Source organism: Cnuibacter sp. UC19_7 (assembly GCF_042699995.1).
GTDB lineage: Bacteria > Actinomycetota > Actinomycetes > Actinomycetales > Microbacteriaceae > Cnuibacter.
This window is the reverse complement of the sequence record NZ_CP170560.1, coordinates 2476843-2492186: the sequence shown is the minus strand read 5'-3', so window position 1 is coordinate 2492186 and position 15344 is coordinate 2476843. Positions and strand designations below refer to the sequence as shown.

General features: G+C 71.6%; 14 protein-coding genes and 1 tRNA gene. 3 read left to right on the top strand and 12 right to left on the bottom strand.

The genetic code is table 11. From position 1 onward, the window contains the following. Window positions 1-127 precede the first annotated feature (127 nt). Window positions 128-2377 (top strand): FAD-dependent oxidoreductase, encoded by a 2250-nt coding sequence (locus ACFJGV_RS11880; RefSeq protein ID WP_378144155.1) that lies wholly within the window; start codon window positions 128-130, stop codon window positions 2375-2377. 46 nt (window positions 2378-2423) lie between these two features. Next, a complete protein-coding gene (locus tag ACFJGV_RS11875; RefSeq protein ID WP_378144154.1) occupies window positions 2424-3197 on the top strand; it encodes an IclR family transcriptional regulator in 774 nt (257 codons plus the stop codon). Window positions 3198-3417: 220 nt separating this feature from the next. On the opposite strand, the gene ACFJGV_RS11870 is transcribed toward ACFJGV_RS11875, so the two are convergent. From ACFJGV_RS11870 to ACFJGV_RS11820, 11 genes are all read right to left on the bottom strand, one after another. Next, window positions 3418-3585, bottom strand: coding sequence for a hypothetical protein (locus ACFJGV_RS11870; RefSeq protein WP_378144153.1), 168 nt, complete (start codon window positions 3583-3585; stop codon window positions 3418-3420). 145 nt (window positions 3586-3730) lie between these two features. Beyond that, the gene (locus tag ACFJGV_RS11865) at window positions 3731-5359 is read right to left on the bottom strand and encodes a phosphatase PAP2 family protein (protein WP_378144151.1); all 1629 of its coding nucleotides are present in this window, start codon (window positions 5357-5359) and stop codon (window positions 3731-3733) included. Between the two features lie 161 nt (window positions 5360-5520). Further along, window positions 5521-6174: a heme oxygenase (biliverdin-producing) gene (locus tag ACFJGV_RS11860; protein ID WP_378148708.1), complete on the bottom strand. Its 654-nt coding sequence runs from the start codon at window positions 6172-6174 to the stop codon at window positions 5521-5523. Between the two features lie 55 nt (window positions 6175-6229). After that, window positions 6230-6532, bottom strand: coding sequence for a DUF2470 domain-containing protein (locus ACFJGV_RS11855; RefSeq protein WP_378144150.1), 303 nt, complete (start codon window positions 6530-6532; stop codon window positions 6230-6232). 75 nt (window positions 6533-6607) lie between these two features. Further along, window positions 6608-7255, bottom strand: coding sequence for a dienelactone hydrolase family protein (locus tag ACFJGV_RS11850; RefSeq protein WP_378144149.1), 648 nt, complete (start codon window positions 7253-7255; stop codon window positions 6608-6610). Continuing rightward, window positions 7248-8273, bottom strand: coding sequence for an MBL fold metallo-hydrolase (locus tag ACFJGV_RS11845; protein WP_378144148.1), 1026 nt, complete (start codon window positions 8271-8273; stop codon window positions 7248-7250). The genes ACFJGV_RS11850 and ACFJGV_RS11845 overlap by 8 nt, the downstream gene beginning before the upstream one ends. After that, entirely contained in the window at window positions 8270-9238 is a 969-nt protein-coding gene (locus ACFJGV_RS11840; protein WP_378144147.1) for a nucleoside hydrolase, read from the bottom strand. Before ACFJGV_RS11840 ends, ACFJGV_RS11845 begins: the two co-directional genes overlap by 4 nt. A gap of 5 nt (window positions 9239-9243) precedes the next feature. Beyond that, window positions 9244-10344 (bottom strand): alpha/beta hydrolase, encoded by a 1101-nt coding sequence (locus ACFJGV_RS11835; RefSeq protein WP_378144146.1) that lies wholly within the window; start codon window positions 10342-10344, stop codon window positions 9244-9246. A gap of 547 nt (window positions 10345-10891) precedes the next feature. Then, window positions 10892-12196 carry an ATP-binding protein gene (locus ACFJGV_RS11830; protein WP_378144145.1) on the bottom strand — a complete coding sequence of 435 codons (1305 nt, stop codon included), beginning with the start codon at window positions 12194-12196 and terminating at the stop codon, window positions 10892-10894. 114 nt (window positions 12197-12310) lie between these two features. Continuing rightward, window positions 12311-13006 (bottom strand): hypothetical protein, encoded by a 696-nt coding sequence (locus tag ACFJGV_RS11825; RefSeq protein ID WP_378144143.1) that lies wholly within the window; start codon window positions 13004-13006, stop codon window positions 12311-12313. 53 nt (window positions 13007-13059) lie between these two features. Continuing rightward, window positions 13060-13133 (bottom strand) — tRNA-Gly (locus tag ACFJGV_RS11820). Window positions 13134-13218: 85 nt separating this feature from the next. On the opposite strand from ACFJGV_RS11820, the gene dcd reads away from it, so the two are divergent. After that, complete coding sequence (gene dcd, locus ACFJGV_RS11815) at window positions 13219-13824, top strand: dCTP deaminase (RefSeq protein WP_378144142.1); 606 nt, start codon at window positions 13219-13221, stop codon at window positions 13822-13824. A gap of 75 nt (window positions 13825-13899) precedes the next feature. On the opposite strand, the gene ACFJGV_RS11810 is transcribed toward dcd, so the two are convergent. Further along, window positions 13900-15330, bottom strand: a complete 1431-nt coding sequence (locus tag ACFJGV_RS11810; RefSeq protein ID WP_378144141.1) for an alanine--tRNA ligase-related protein — start codon at window positions 15328-15330, stop codon at window positions 13900-13902. Window positions 15331-15344: the final 14 nt, after the last annotated feature.

The following is a 15344-nucleotide window of genomic DNA, read 5'->3' as shown; positions in this document are numbered from 1 at the left end:
TGTCGAGGATCGACGTCGGTACGACCACCGGCGCGGATCGACGCTGATCGGAGACCCATGCTCAAGCGAACCACCACCGCCGACGTCGTCGTCATCGGGGGGCGGGCTCGCGGGCGTCTCCGCCGCGGTGGCCGCGGCGCGGCTCGGGTCCACCGTCTCGCTCGTCACCAACCGGCCCGTCCTGGGCGGCAACTCCTCCAGCGAGGTGCGCGTCTGGGTGGTCGGCGCCACCGCGCACGGCACGCAGAAGTTCGCTCGCGAGACGGGCATCATGGGCGAGCTGTTCCTCGAGAACCAGTACCGCAACGCCGAGGGCAACCCCTACTACTGGGACCAGGTGGTGCTCGATCTGGTGCGGGCGGAGCCCGGGGTCACCCTCCACCTCAACACCGACGTGCGCTCGCTCGAGATGAGCGAGGATGGGCGACGCATCCGCTCGGTGACCGGGTGGACGATGGGCAGCGAGATCGAGACCGCGTTCGAGGCGCCGATGTTCCTCGACTGCACGGGCGACGGGCTCATCGGGCATCTCGCCGGGGCGTCGTACCGCATCGGCCGCGAGGGGCGGGACGAGTACGGCGAGGAGTGGGCCCCGGAGACGGCCGACGACGAGCTGCTCGGCAGCTCCCTGTTCTTCTACACGAAGGACACCGGCCGTCCGTCGAGGTACGTGGCGCCGAGCATCGCGAAGGACATCACGCAGACGCCCATCGTTCAGAACCGCATCATCCGCACCGGCGACAACGGCTGCGACTACTGGTGGATCGAGTGGGGCGGCAAGCTCGACACCGTCGCCGAGAACGAGCGGATCCGCGACGAGCTCTGGGGGGTCGTCTTCGGCATCTGGGACCACATCAAGAACTCCGGCGAGTTCGACGCCGAGACGCTGACGCTGGAGTGGGTGGGATCGGTGCCGGGCAAGCGCGAGTACCGGCGCTTCGTCGGCGATCACACTCTGACGCAGAACGACATCCTCGACCAGGTGTCGTTCCCGGATGCGGTCGCCTTCGGCGGCTGGTCGATCGACCTGCATCCGGTGGAGGGCGTCTACGCCGACCGCGCCGGAGCGCAGCAGCGATACAGCCCAGGTACCTACGACATCCCGTTCAGGTCGCTGTACGCCCGCGACCTCGACAACCTGCTCTTCGCCGGGCGCGACATCTCAGCCTCGCACGTCGCCTTCGGGTCCACCCGTGTGATGGCGACCTGTTCCACGCAGGGGCAGGCGGCGGGGACCGCGGCCGCGCTCGCCGCACGCCACGGTCTGACCCCGCGCGAGCTGGGGCGCGACAGGCTCGCGCTGCTGCAGTCGACCCTGCTCCGTGAGGACGCGCCGCTCGTGGGCGTGCGGTCCGACGAACCCGACGACCTCGTGCGATCGGCACGGCTCTCGGCGTCGTCGACCCTCGAGTCGATCGACACCCGTGCTCTGCCCTCCGCCGGGACGGTCGACCTCGACCGCGATCTCGCGGTCGTGATCCCCGTCGAACCGTCGCTCGAGACCGTCACGTTCGAGGTCGAGGCGGAGGCGGCGGGCGAGCTCCAGGTCGAGCTCTGGACGACCGGGAAGCCGCAGAACTACGCGCCGATCGACCACGTCGCGACAGCCGTCGTCGCCGTGTCCGCGGGACACGGGGAGGCTGTCGCGCGGTTCGACTGGACACCGGACGTGCCGCAGAACGGCGTGGTCGTCGTGCGCGCCCACGAGGGTGTGCGGCTCGGGCTGCGGGAGGGGCGGCCCTACGGCCTCCTCGCGCTCGCGGGACGGCGTCACGACGACGCCCCGTTCGACCACCACATCCCCGAGGAGCACGACCAGCCCGCGACCGACTGGGTGGCGCGCGGACTGCGCCGCCGCTCGATCGCGCTCGCGGTCACGCCGGCCACGACGGCGTACGCCGCCGAGCACGCCGCCGACGGGCTGCAGCGTCCGTACGGCGGACCCCACCTGTGGTCGTCGGAGGTGCGGGATGCGGGATCCGCGTCGTCGTCGTTCGCGGAACGGCCCGAGGTGCTGACGGCGCGCTGGGACGCGCCCGTCACCATCCGCTCGGTGCGCGTCGTGCTCAACGACGACGTCGACGAGGACCTCGTGAACCTGCACCACCACCGCACCGACTTCGACGTCGTCCCCGAGCTGGTCACCGACTACCGGATCGAGGCCTGCGTCGGCGGAGAGTGGCGGGTGATCGCAGCGGAGAGCGGAAACCGGCACCGTCACCGCATCCACGACGTCGACCCCGTGGAGACCAGCGAGCTGCGTCTCGTCTGCACCGCGACCGCCGGGGCGCCCTTCGTCTCGGTGCACGCGCTGAAGGCGTACGCCGAGCCCAGCGGCCGCGTCACGCCGTGGCCGGGCTCCGGTACGGTGAACTGAGCCCGCGCCCGCGGGCAGACGCGCGCACGAGGGAGTCGGAGCCGACATGACGGGCGAGGTGCACCAGGGCATCGGGCGCGCGGCCGCCGTGCTCACCGCACTCGGCGAGTCGAAGACGGGCGCGCTGCGCGCCTCCGACATCGCCAGGGCCATCGGGCTCGGCGCCTCGACGACCGCCCGTCTGCTCACCTCGCTCGAGGAGCTGCGGTACGTGCGCTCCGACGGGCAGCTGTACTCGATCGGATCGGCGATCCTCGAGCTGGCGAGCCAGGGACTCAATCACAACCCGGTGCACCGGGAGTCGCGAGCGGCCGCGGAGGAGCTCGCCCACCGGATCGGGCTGAGCGTCAACGTGGGTGTCCGCGATGGATCGTCTCTGGTGTACCTCTGCCACTTCGAGGGCGCGCTGGCTCCCAAGGCCCACACGATGGTGGGGATGCACCAGCCGCTGCACGCCTCCGGGCTCGGCAAGTGCCTCCTGCTCGACCTCGACGAGCAGGAGCGGCGGTCCCTCCTCGGCGACGAGCTGCCCGCTTACACCGCCCACACGATCACGGACCACCCCCGGCTCACCGAGGTGCTCGCCGAGTCGGAGCTGCGCGGCTACTGCCTCGAGGATCAGGAGCTCGCGCTCGGCCGCCTCTCGATCGCCGCGCCCATCCGCGACGCCGATGGCATCGTCGCGGGCATCTCCGTGTCGGGCCGCCTCTCGGTGGTCCGCGAGCTCGACCGCGACGAGCTCGCCGAGCAGCTCATCGAGACCGCCGACCGCATCAGCGTCGGCCTCGGCCTCATCTCCGCCCGCCCCCAGCGCCGCTGAGCCCCGCGCCGCGGGCGCGTCGGGCGCTGCTGCGCTGACGCTCATCACGGAATACGTGCAAGCCCCCCGATATGTGCGGGGGCTGTGCCGTATTCCGTGACGAGCGACGGCGTCCCGTCCCGTCCGTGTCGCTTCGACACCGGATCCGGGCAAGCCCCTCCATATGCGCGGGGGCTGCGCCGCATCCGGTGTCGAAGTGACGGCGCTCAGGTCGAGCTCGTCAGCCGGCCCCACCAGCGCCGGACGGAGCGCCGACGAAGACGGAGAGCAGGCCTCCGACGATGCCGAGCGCGGCGACGAAGGCCAGCACGGCCAGCAGCACCATCACCGCACCGACGACGATCAGCGCCCAACCCCAGGCGGGAAGAGGAGACCGTTCGCCCGTCATCGCCGCTCCTCCAGAAGAACCTCGTGGACGGAGCCCAGCCCGCAGCCCGTTTCAGGACGGGACGACGGAAACGCCCGTTCTCAGGACGATGTGTCCTGAGAACGGGCGTAGGTCCTGAAAACGGGCCCGCCCCGTCTTCGACGCGTCAGCGGGCGGTGCGGCGGCGGAGGCCGACGAGGAGGAGGGCGCCGGCCGCGAGGACGAGGGTGCCCGCGCCGCCGATCGCGCCGGCGTCGAGGCCCGTCGCCGCGAGCGCGCCCTTGCCCGCGGGCGCCGCAGCAGCCCCACCGCCGGCGGGGGCCGGGCTCGGGCCGGCGGGCGTCACGACCTGCGCCGCGCCGCCCGTGCTGAGCACGCGGACGGACCCGTCGGCCTCGAGCTCGACGGTGGCGCTCATGGCCGCGGCGAGGTCGAGCCGCTGCCACGATCCGCTGCCCGACCCGGTGAGGTCGAGCGGGAAGCCCGAGTCGATCTGGGTCTGGGCGAGCACCGAGGTGCGCTGCGCGTCCGACAGCGTGGGGAACGTGGTGAGCAGCAGGTTCTCGGCGCCGGCGGGCACGTCGGGGGCGAGGCCGGGGGTGCCGACCTGGCCGAAGCCGTAGGTGAGCCGCTGCTGGTACGCGGCGACGGCGGTGGCGCGGTCGGTGACGATCTGCGCCCCGAAGTCGGCCGAGAACGCCTGACCGCCGTACGGGTCGGCCTCATACTGGCCTCCGGCCGACGCCTGCGCGGCGATGCAGTTCGCGAGCGTGTCGCCGCACTTCGCCTCGAGGTACGCCACCAGCTCGGCGCGGGCCGGCTCGAGGACGGTGGTGCGGTAGTCCGCATCCGACCAGAGCGTCGAGAGCGCCACCTCGCCGGCGATCCGCCCGCCCATGACGTCGAGCGGGTAGTGCACGCCGAGCACGATCCGATCGTTGCCGTTCTCGGAGGCGCGCGAGAGGATCTCCGGCGCCAGCTCGGGCAGCAGCGTCGCGAGCGTGATGCCCGCCTGGTACGCGGTGGTGGTGTGGCCGCTCGGGAACGATCCGCCCTGGCAGATGCCGGCGGTACCGTAGCCGGCGCTGATCGGCACGTCGTTCGGCGAGAACTGGTGCGTGGTGTCGACGGTGTCGGCGACACGCTCGATGAGGAGGTCGCCCTGGGTGTTCGACCCCGCGGATGCCCACGGCCGGCCCACGCGGTTGCCGCTCAGCGAGGTGGCATTGGTGACGCTCGGGGCGCACACGGCCGCGTCGCCCGGCGTGGCCGGGGTGTTCGGGTCGGTGGCGATGTAGGGGCGCGGGTGGCTGAAGTAGCTCTTCGCCTTGCCGGTGCTGACGAAGGCGCCGGCGGATCCGGTCTCGCTGTTGATGAGCGCCGAGGTGAGCGGGAGCGAGCCGTCGTTGCGGCCGGCGATGTAGAGCGCGCCGAGCGTCGTGCCGAGGCCGGTGCCGACGGTGATCGACTGGTCGTAGGCGGTGCCGGTGTTGTCGTACTCGGCGTCCTGCAGAGCCTTGAACTGCTGCGCGCCGGTGGCGGAGCGGTTGATCCAGACGGCGAGCTCGTCGTCGTAGGCCATCACGTCGGGGTTGTCGACCGTGCCCTGCTGCACGGTGGGCGAGACGCGGGAGTCCGGCGTCCAGAAGGCGTTGTACCCGGACAGCGCCGGGATCACGTCGGGCGGCGTGGGCGCCGCGTGCGCGGCGGCCGGGACGGCCACGAGGGCGGCGGTGATGAAGGCTGTCGCGGCGAACGGACGCGCGAAGCGGGACCGCACGGAGGGCATGCGCATGTCGGGTCTTCCTCTCGAGGGGGTCGGAAGTTCACACCTGAGAACTTCCTCGCGCCCACGGTAGGACGATCCCGCCCCGCGGTCGATGAACGACGGGTGACGCTCCGGTGAACCCCTCCGCGATACCCGCGCGTCGCCCTCAGGCGACCCAGAGGGTCCGCTCAGGCGACGGCGGCCGCCTTGGCCTCGGCCAGGTCGAGGAAGAGCTCGGTGTTGAAGCGGTAGGCCACGAGCACCTCGTCGATGACGCGGTCGCGCTCCGCCTCATCCCATCCGACGGCGTCGAGCTGGGTGCGGTAGTGCTCCTTGAACTGCTTCGGCTTGGCGATCTCGTCGAAGAGGTAGAAGCCGACGCCGTTCGTCTCGAAGCCGAACTGGCGCTGCATGAGGGTGCGGATGATCTGCCCGCCCGACAGGTCTCCGAGGTACCGCGTGTAGTGGTGCGCGATGAAGCCGCCGTTCCAGGTGGCTGCGACCTCGTCGATGCGGGCCACGTAGCGCTCGGTGGTGGGCAGCGGGCGGATGCGGTCGCGCCAGTCGTCGCCGAGGAGGAAGCGGAGGTCCTGCTCCAGGGCGGGCAGGCGCGTGAGCTTCGGGGTGATGAAGAGGGCCGCGATCGGGTCGTCCTTCATCGCCTCGGCCGCCGTCTCGAGGGCGGCGTAGATGAACCAGTGCTGGGCGACCAGCGAGATGTAGTCGTCCCGCGTGCCCTTGCCGCTCATCAGGTCGGTCATGAAGCCGGCGCCCTCGCTGTCGCTGTGGCCGCTCCAGGTGCGCTCGCGCAGCGCTTGCGAGAAGGGGATCACAGTGGCCATCGTCACTCCCGAGTTAGGTTAGTGTCACCTAACTTAGCGGACGGATCGCCTCCCGTCACGCATGCGGACGCGGCTCGACGCCGAGCACCGCGCAGGCCTCGTCGTAGAGGGCCACGATCTCGCGGCGCACATCCGGGCGCTCGGCGATCGGGCCGTTCGGCCAGGCGACCGAGGCGTGGCGCAGGGAACCGCTCGTCGTCACGTCCCACGACCCGCCGTCGGCGTCGTACCCCGTCATGACCGACTCCTCCGCGGACGGGTCGACGAAGGCCCGCGCGATGAGGAGGTTGTCGTCGGTGTGGTCGCCGTTCATGTGGCGCAGGATGGCCTGCACGACGTCGGGGTCGAAAGCGCTCATGCCCTCGACGGTAGCGCAGGCGTGCGGACGTCTCAGGCGCTCGCCGTGAGCCGGGTCGCGGGCCGGGCCGCAGGTTCAGTCGAGGAGATGCGACTGCAGGAAGTACGCGGACCGCGCGAAGGCGAGCGCGGCGGCGTTCTTGTCGAGCAGCTCGAGCATGGTGGCGTTGGCGAAGCCGTCGCCCGTGCCGACGTAGGTGTGCTGGGTCACGGGGGTGCCGTGCTCGCGCAGTCGGGTGACGAAGCGGTCGGTCTCCGCCCCGTTCTCCCACACGCCGGCCTCCGAGCGATGCACCAGGACGGGTGCCGGCACGATCCCGGCCTCGTCGTCGGCGAGACCGGCGTAGTACGACACCACCGCATCCACCGAGCCGCTCTGCGCCGCGCGCAGAGCGAGCCACCCGCCGACGCCGAGCCCGATCACGCCGACACGGGTGGCTCCCGCGCCGCGGGTCAGCTCGATCGCGTCGTCGAGCGTCGCGATGGCGAAGCCCGCGTCCATCCGCTGGAGCAGCTCCTCCGCCCCGGCGCGGTCGACCGTGGCGAGGCCGTCGAAGAGGTCGGGCACGGCGACGAAGAAGCCCTGCGCGGCGAGCGCCGTCGCGTACGACTCGAGGTACGGCAGGCGCCCGTAGGCGTCGTGGACGATCACGACCCCGGGCCGCCCCTCCTCCCCGAAGGTGAGCGGCCACCCGGGCGACGGGATCTCGACGAACTCAGCCATGCTCACGATCCTCCTCCAGGAGGTGCTCGAGATGCATCGCCGTCTGCTGCAGGGCGGACTGCAGCACGAAGCCGCGCATGTTGTCCCATCCGGGCGACCAGCTCACGCGCGAGGCGATCTCGAAGACGGTCGGATCGGGAAGCGCACCTCGCGCCTGCGCGACCTCTCCCCCGCGTCGGAGATGGTGCTCGGCGATGCGCTCGCAGCGGTCGGCGAGGCCCCGGAAGCGGTACTCGTGCCCGGGGAGCACGTCGAGGTCGTCGAGCTCGGCGATGCGGCGGAGCGAGTCGAGCATGGCCGTGAGCGCGTTGCGCGGCGAGGGCCCGCCGAGACCGAGCCCGCTGTAGACCGTGGGCAGCACGTGGTCGCCGGTGAAGACGACACCGGAGCCGTCGTCGGCGAGGCACAGGCTCCCGGGGGTGTGGCCCGGGGTCACCACCGCGCGGACGGAACGACCCGCGATCGGGAGCACGTCGCCGTCCTCGACCAGCACGTCGGCCCGGAAGGGGGTGACGTGGGCCGCCCGCTCGGCCACCTCGAGGAGCTCCGGGATCCTGTCGGCAGGCACACCCCATCCGATCGCCCGTTCGCGAGACCGCTCGACCCTGGTGGGAGCGGCGGACACGAGCGCGTCGATCGACTCCTGCTCCGCGCGGCTCAGCACGACGGAGGCGCCGGTGCGCTCGCGGAGGGTCGCCGCCATCCCGAGGTGGTCGCTGTGGAGGTGCGTCACGATGATCGAGCGCAGGTCGGCGAGCCGCCACCCGCGCGCGGTGAGAGCGGTCTCGAGGCGTGCGAGGTTGTCGGGTGAATCCCATCCGGCATCGACGAGGTGCGGCGCGCCGTCGGCGTCGGCCACGAGGTATGCGAGCGTGTAGGGCACGTTCGGCCCCGGGGGGAGGGGGAGCGCGACCGTGGAGATCCCGTGCCCCGCCTCCTCCGACGCGGGCGGAGTGCGCGTGGTCGACGCCCGCAGCTCGGCGTCGCTCAGAGCCGGCGGCGCGACCTCGTCGGTCACGGCAGCAGGGCGATCGTGTCGAGGAAGACGCGGTTCACCCGCGCGGTGTCGACCCCCAGCGCCACCTCCACTGGGTGGGCCGCCGCGGCCGAGCCGTGCACCGCATCCTCGCCGTGACGCACCCGCCGGTCGACGACGGTCTGCCCGCGGCTGGCGCCCTCGAGCTCGACACGCACCGGGTGCACGCGGGTGAGCAGCGCCTCGGGGTCGACCAGGGCGACCACCGCGCCGGCGTCGCCGATGTGCCCCGAGTACCCGTCCGGGTTCTCGGGGTCCGGGTCGGCCATCGGATGCGTGAGCAGCTGCGCGACCACCCGCTCCCCCAGGCGCTCGCTGCCGGCGAGTCGGTCGCGCTCGTCGCGGGGCATCTCGACGGCGTTGAACACGTCGAGCCCGTACATGTAGGTGGGCACCCCGGATCCGATCGTCACCGCCGTGGCCTCCGGATCCTGCCACACGTTGAACTCGGCTACCGCGGTGGCGTTCCCGCCCGACGCGGAGCCGCCCATGAACACGATCCGCTCGAGCGCCCCCGCCACCTCGGGGTGTTGACGCAGCAGCAGAGCGATGTTCGTCTGCGGGGCCAGCGCGACGATCGTCGCCTTGCCGCCTCCGTCGGCCGCCGCCTCCAGGATGAGGTCGCGGAAGAGGTCGACGCTGTGCCGTGGATCGACCGGGCGCGACGAGGGCGGCAGGTCGAGACCGCCCAGGCCGTCCTCACCGTGCACGTGCGAGGGACGCGCGGGCTCGATCAGCGGGCGGGAGGCGCCGGCCGCGACGGGGATCGACGGGGCCCTCGCCGCGTCGAGGACGCGCACCGTGTTCGCGACCACCTGCGGCAGCGGGGCGTTGCCCGCCACGCAGCCGATGCCGAGCACCTCGATGTCGGGGTGGGCGACGGCGAAGAGGATCGCCATCGCGTCGTCGATCCCCGTGTCGACGTCGAGCAGGATGCGGTGTGCCACTCGCCCTAATGTACCGGGGCGGGCGCGTTCGCAGGCCCGATCGCCGTCGCGCGCGACGCGCGGACGTGCGTGACCTCGCGCACGAACTCGCGGAGCCGGCGGTACACCTCCTGCGACTGCGGATACCCGTCGAACTGCTGCCAGGTGTGGAGCGTGTTCGGGGTGGCCCGGTCGTAGACGAGCGACCGCACACGTACCCCGTGCTCGCGGAGGCGCTCGATGAAGTTGAGGTTCGCTCGGTAGAAGTAGTCGCTCTCCGACGTCGTGACGAACACGGGCGGGAATCCTCGGTCGACCCACTCGATGGGCGAGAGCGGACCGGACGCCCGCCGCAGCTGCGCGCGCGTCGCGCTGCGGGCGCCGCCCGGCAGCAGCATCCGCACGAAGCCCAGGCCCATGATGAAGCCGCGCTCGAAGAGCACCGAGAAGTCCACCACACTGCAGTGCTGCACCAGCCCCCGGATCGCGCCCGCGGCCCCCGCCGTCGGCGCCGCCCGCAGGCGGTAGTGCGCGGCCAGCGTGCGGTGGTGGGCGGATGCGGTGAGCAGGGCGGAGATCTGGCCGCCGGCCGAGTCGCCCCCGAGCACGATGCGGTCGGGGTCGCCGCCGAACTCGGCGACGTGGGCGCGCACCCAGGCGAGTGCCGCATCCGCGTCGTGCATGATGTGCGTCATGCGGAAGCGGGTGGCGCGGCGGTAGTTCACGTTGACCACGACCATGCCGTGGAGGGCCTGGCTGGCGCAGTACTTGGTGAGTGCGTCCTTGTCGCCGCTCGTCCATCCGCCGCCGTGGAAGTAGACGTAGACGGGGAGGGACTCCTCTCCCGTCTCGCCGGCGCCGCTGCCGCCTGGGTGAATCGGACTCGGGCGCTTCGGCGTGATGACGTCGAGCCGGTGGGCGCGGATGCCGTCGCCCACGAAGTCGAGGTCGAGGTGGTAGTCGACGTCGGTCACCGGATCGGCGTTGAACCGGGCGAGCTCACTGCGCCGCACGGCGCGCATGAGCCCTCGCCACATCCAGACGGGGACGCGCCGGGGCCGACCGAGGTCGGCCAGCCGCTCGAGCCCACGCCGCACCCGGGGCATGCGGGCGCGGACTCGTTGCATGCGTTCGAACGTACGCCGGGCAGCCGAGCGGGCCCTCCGGCGCGCCTTCGCATTCCCTGAGCGCCGCAAGAGGCGTGGGTCCCGTCGTTCATCACGAGTTTCCGACGAGCGACCGCGTAGGGCACGTCAGTGGCGCGCATTCCGTGACGAGCGACGGCGAGGTCGCGTCACCTCGACACCGATTCCCCCGGACCGACTCCGTATCTCGGGGGAGTCGGGCGGATTCGGTGTCGAGGTGACGTCGAGACAGACGTCAGCAGAAAAAGGGGACCGCGCTCCCCGACTCGGGGTGCCATCCTGCCCGGCGCGCCTGCCGCACGATGCGGGCCACCACTGCTGGCGTCACCCCGACCGCTCGGGCAGATGCGTCCACACGCGCTCGTGCGATGCTCGATGTTCGCGAGACCAGCTCGATCGAGACCACGATCTCAGGCTCGCGAGCGCTCGTCCGGTTCACCATCCAGCGGTACGCACGACCGTCGACGTCTATCTGCCGCGAGTGCGTCTTCGGCATCGTCACACATGAAGCATACTCGTATCTCGGGCCTCAGAGGCGGGCGAGGGTGTCGATGTCGGCGAGGAAGTCGGCGGCGACGTCGTCGGCCACCGTGCGGCGGGTGGCGCGGATGGCGGCGAGGTAGTCGTCGGTCATGGGGCCGTCCGGGTCGGACGAGGTCGCGGAGGAAGGTGCTGCATCCCCCTCGGCGGGGAGCGCGCGCTCGAGGGAGGCCTGCGCGGCACGGCGCGCGGCGTACTCGATGTCGGCGGGGGTGAAGCCGTCGGTGGCCTCGACGAGCGAGTCGAGGTCGATGTCACCCGCCGCGGGAGGGAAGTGCCCGCGCCAGATGGCGGCGCGGGCCGCCGCATCCGGGAGCCCGATCGGGATCACGTAGTCGAACCGCCCGTGGCGGAGGAACGCGGGGTCGAGGGCGCGGATGAAGTTCGTCGCGCACATCAGCAGCCGCCCCTCCTGCTCGCGGAACTCGGGGATGAGCTTCAGCAGCTCGTTCGTCACGCCCTGCATCGCGCTGGGCGGCTCGCCTCCGCGGCGGGAGGCGATCTCCTCCACCTCGTCGATGAAGACGACGGCGTGCTCGAGCTCCTCGATGCGGGCGAACGTCTCGCGCAGACCACCGGCCAGCCCGCGGGGGTCGCCGGCCAGGCGCGAGGGGAACACCTCGACGAAGGGCCATCCGAGGCGACTCGCCACGGCGCGGGCGAACGTGGTCTTCCCGGTGCCGGGTGGGCCGAACAGCATCGCGGCGCGCGGGGCGACGACCCCGTGGCGGGCGGCGACGTCCGGATGCGACAGCGGCGTGACGAGACGCAGTTCGAGCAGCTCCTTCTCGCGGGTCATGCCTCCGACGCGATCCCACAGCCCGGGCGCGGGCATCCGCCCGCCGAGCTCCTGCAGCACCGCCAGCGTCTCGCGCCGTACAGGGACCGTGCGCTCGACGTAGTGGAGGTCCTGCTTCAGCGTGAACGACGCGCTCAGGTAGTCGTCGAGGTGCTGGTCGGTGGCGGGCAGCAGCGCCGAGAGCTTGCCGAGCCCGAGGGGCGCCATCCTCCGCTCGAGCGCCGACAGCAGGCGCGTGCCGAGCCCGTCCTGCCGCTCGGCGTACGAGGGGAGCACGCCGAAGAACACGATCCAGCCCTGCGCGTGCGCCGCGCGTCCGACGGCGGCGCCGACCACCTGGTCGCCGTCGACCGCGATCATCGCGTGGTCCTTCTGGCAGCTCGCGATCACCTCGCCGAGCGCGTACACCGGCTCCGCCGGGTGCGCCTGCTCCCAGAGGTGCAGCACGCCGTCGAGGTCGTCGACCTGGAAGTCGCGGATGCGGATGCCCGACATGGGTCCCCCCTCTGCCCACCTCGGTGTGGGCTCGTGGTTCGAGGGGAGCAGTCTGGCAGGTCGGACCGGGTGGTCGCCATCCTGTGTCGCACCCGGGCGCGGGATCACGGCCCTTCAGCGGCGCCGCTCGGCTGATCTGTCGGACGGGGGCATGAAGGGTGTGAGGTCGCGGCCGCCCCAGACGGCGGCGCGGGCGCGTTCACGTGTCGTCGACCCGACGCCGTCGCTCTCATCGTCCGCCTCGTCGGCCCCGTCGGGTTCGAGGACCGGGCGCCGCCGTCGCATCGCCGTCACGACGATCGCGAGCGCCAGGGCGAGGAACCCCGCCGTCAGCGCTGCGGGCACGACGACGTACGACAGCTGCTGCAGCGTGTAGACGACGGTCTGGCTGCAGCCCACCCCGGGCGTGCACTCCTGGATGGTCGAGTTCGTGACATCCGGGGTCCGCGACCAGGTGGCGTACGCCGCACCGCCGACGATCAGCACGACGGCGACGCACCAGAGGGCGACGGTGGGGCGCATGGCGACTCTCCTCGCGTTCGTGGGGATGGGCAGCAGCGGTCGCACGGCCGCCAGGGCGAGGGCCGCCGACGCACTCACCGCGCCCGCGGTGAACAGCGGCTGCACGTGATCGAGCGCGGCGCCGTGCAGGGTGAACAGGAGCGGATCGCGGCTCACGCAGCCGAGGCCGCTGGTGCACGTCATCGCGTAGTCCTCGAGGTCGAGCGAGGAGAACACCGCGTACACGACCGCGCCGAGGACGATCAGGGCGATGCCGGTGACGGCGGCGGCGGAGACCGGGTTGCGCACGGCTGCACCTCCTGCGGATCGCGTCGGCGCGGCGCCGGCACGGACCCGGGTCGTGGAGCGGATGACGGGAATCGAACCCGCGCTATCAGCTTGGGAAGCTGAAGTTCTGCCATTGAACTACATCCGCGTACCGCCGAAGCGGTCTCCACATCCTAGCGGAGACCGGCGCAGCGTGTGGGGTGACGGCGACCGCGCCTCGCTATGCTGGGCGCGTGCTGCTCTCCGACCGCGACATCCGCACCCGCCTGGCGGAGGGGCGCATCCGCCTCGAGCCTCTCGACGAGTCGATGGTGCAGCCCTCGAGCGTCGACGTCCGACTCGACCGGTTCTTCCGGCTGTTCGACAACCACAAGTACCCCTACATCGACCCCGCCGCCGACCAGCCCGACCTCACGCGGCTGATCGAGACCAAGGGCGACGAGCCGTTCATCCTGCACCCGGGCGAGTTCGTGCTCGGATCGACGCTCGAGCTGGTCTCGCTGCCCGACGACATCGCGGCGCGCCTCGAGGGGAAGAGCTCGCTCGGTCGGCTCGGGCTGCTGACCCATTCCACGGCGGGCTTCATCGATCCCGGGTTCTCGGGGCACGTCACGCTCGAGTTGTCGAACGTCGCGACCCTGCCGATCATGCTGTGGCCGGGGATGAAGATCGGGCAGATGTGCTTCTTCCAGCTGTCGAGCCCGGCTGAGCGTCCGTACGGATCGGCGGAGTACTCGTCGCGGTACCAGGGCCAGCGCGGCCCGACCGCGAGCCGTTCGTTCCAGAACTTCCACCGCACGGTCGTCCCGCCGTCGACGGAGTCCGGGCCCGCGATCTGACGGTGAAGCGGATCTGACAGTCGTGGCGACCTTCCGCATCCGGAGGTCGCCACGAGTGTCACATCCGTGCGGGCGCTAGGAGGTCGCGCCTCCCGGGAGGCCCGCCGCGCCGAGCGTGGTGGCACCGCGGGAGCGGGCGCGCTGCTCCTCGAGGGCTTCCTCGAACTCGGCCTCCCAGGCCGGGTCGACCGGGATGCCGAGGCGCCCGGCCTCCTCGAGCGTGAGCTCCTTGGGGAAGCCGTTCGTGTCGGAGAGGCGGAAGACGTCGCGCCCGGTCATGGTGCTGCCCGCGTACTCGGCCACCATCTCGAGCCCGGCCTCCAGCGTGCGGCGGAAGGAGGTCTCCTCCTTCACGAGCACCGCGATCACCTCGTCGCGGCTCTCCGCGACCTCGGGGTAGTCGTCCTGGTAGAGGTCGGCGATCACGGGCACGATCTCGACGAAGAAGTTCTCGTTGAGCCCGAGCGCCAGCGCCTGACGGATGGCGCGGCGCAGCAGGCGCCGCATGACGTAGCCCTGCTCCTTGTTCGACGGACGCACGCCATCGACGGCGAGGAACGTCGCGCCGCGCAGGTGGTCGGCGATGATGCGCATCGCGACGGTCTCGTCCTCGTAGGCGCGGCCGGTGAGCTCCTGCAGCTTCGCCACGATCGGCCACATGAGGCTGATGCGGAAGACATCCGGCGAGTCGATCGCCGCGGCCGCGATGCGCTCGAGGCCGCCGCCGAAGTCGACGTTGCGGCGGGTGAGCTCTTCGAACGAGCCGTCCTCGAGGCGGTGGTACTGCATGAAGACCTCGTTGCCGATCTCCATGAACTGGCCGCTGTCGGAGGCGGGGTGCGCCTTTCCGTACGACGCGTCGTGGTGCTCCGGACCGAAGTCGTAGAACACCTCGCTGTCGGGCCCGCAGGGATCGCCGATCGGGGTGCCCTCGAGCGACCCGCCGCGCGACCACCAGTTCTCTCCCCCGTCGTAGTAGAAGACGCGCTCGCCGGGGTTCACGCCGCGGGCGTCGCCATCCGCCTGGCTGCCCATCGCCACGATCTCCGCCTCGATGCCGCGCTCACGGAACACCGTCTGCCAGATGTGCGCGGCCTCCTCATCGCGCGGGATGCCGCGCGACTCGTCGCCGATGTACGCCGTGACGTACAGCTTGTTCGGGTCGAGGCCGACGACGTCGACGAGGAACCCGAAGAACTGCCGGATCTGCTCCTCCTTGAAGTAGTCGCCCAGACTCCAGTTCCCGAGCATCTCGAAGAAGGTGGTGTGACGGTTGTCGCCCACGTCGTCGATGTCCTGCGCACGCACGCACGGCTGGCTGTCGGTGAGCCGCACACCCGCGGGGTGCTCCTCCCCGAGCAGGTACGGGAGGAGCGCCTGCATCCCGCTGCCCGTGAACAGGGTGGAGCGGTCGCCCTGCGGCACGAGCTTCGCGCGCGGGATGATGACGTGCCCTCTGTCCTTGAGGTAGGCGAGGTAGGAGTTGCGGATCTGATGGGCGTCCATCCGCGCATCATCCC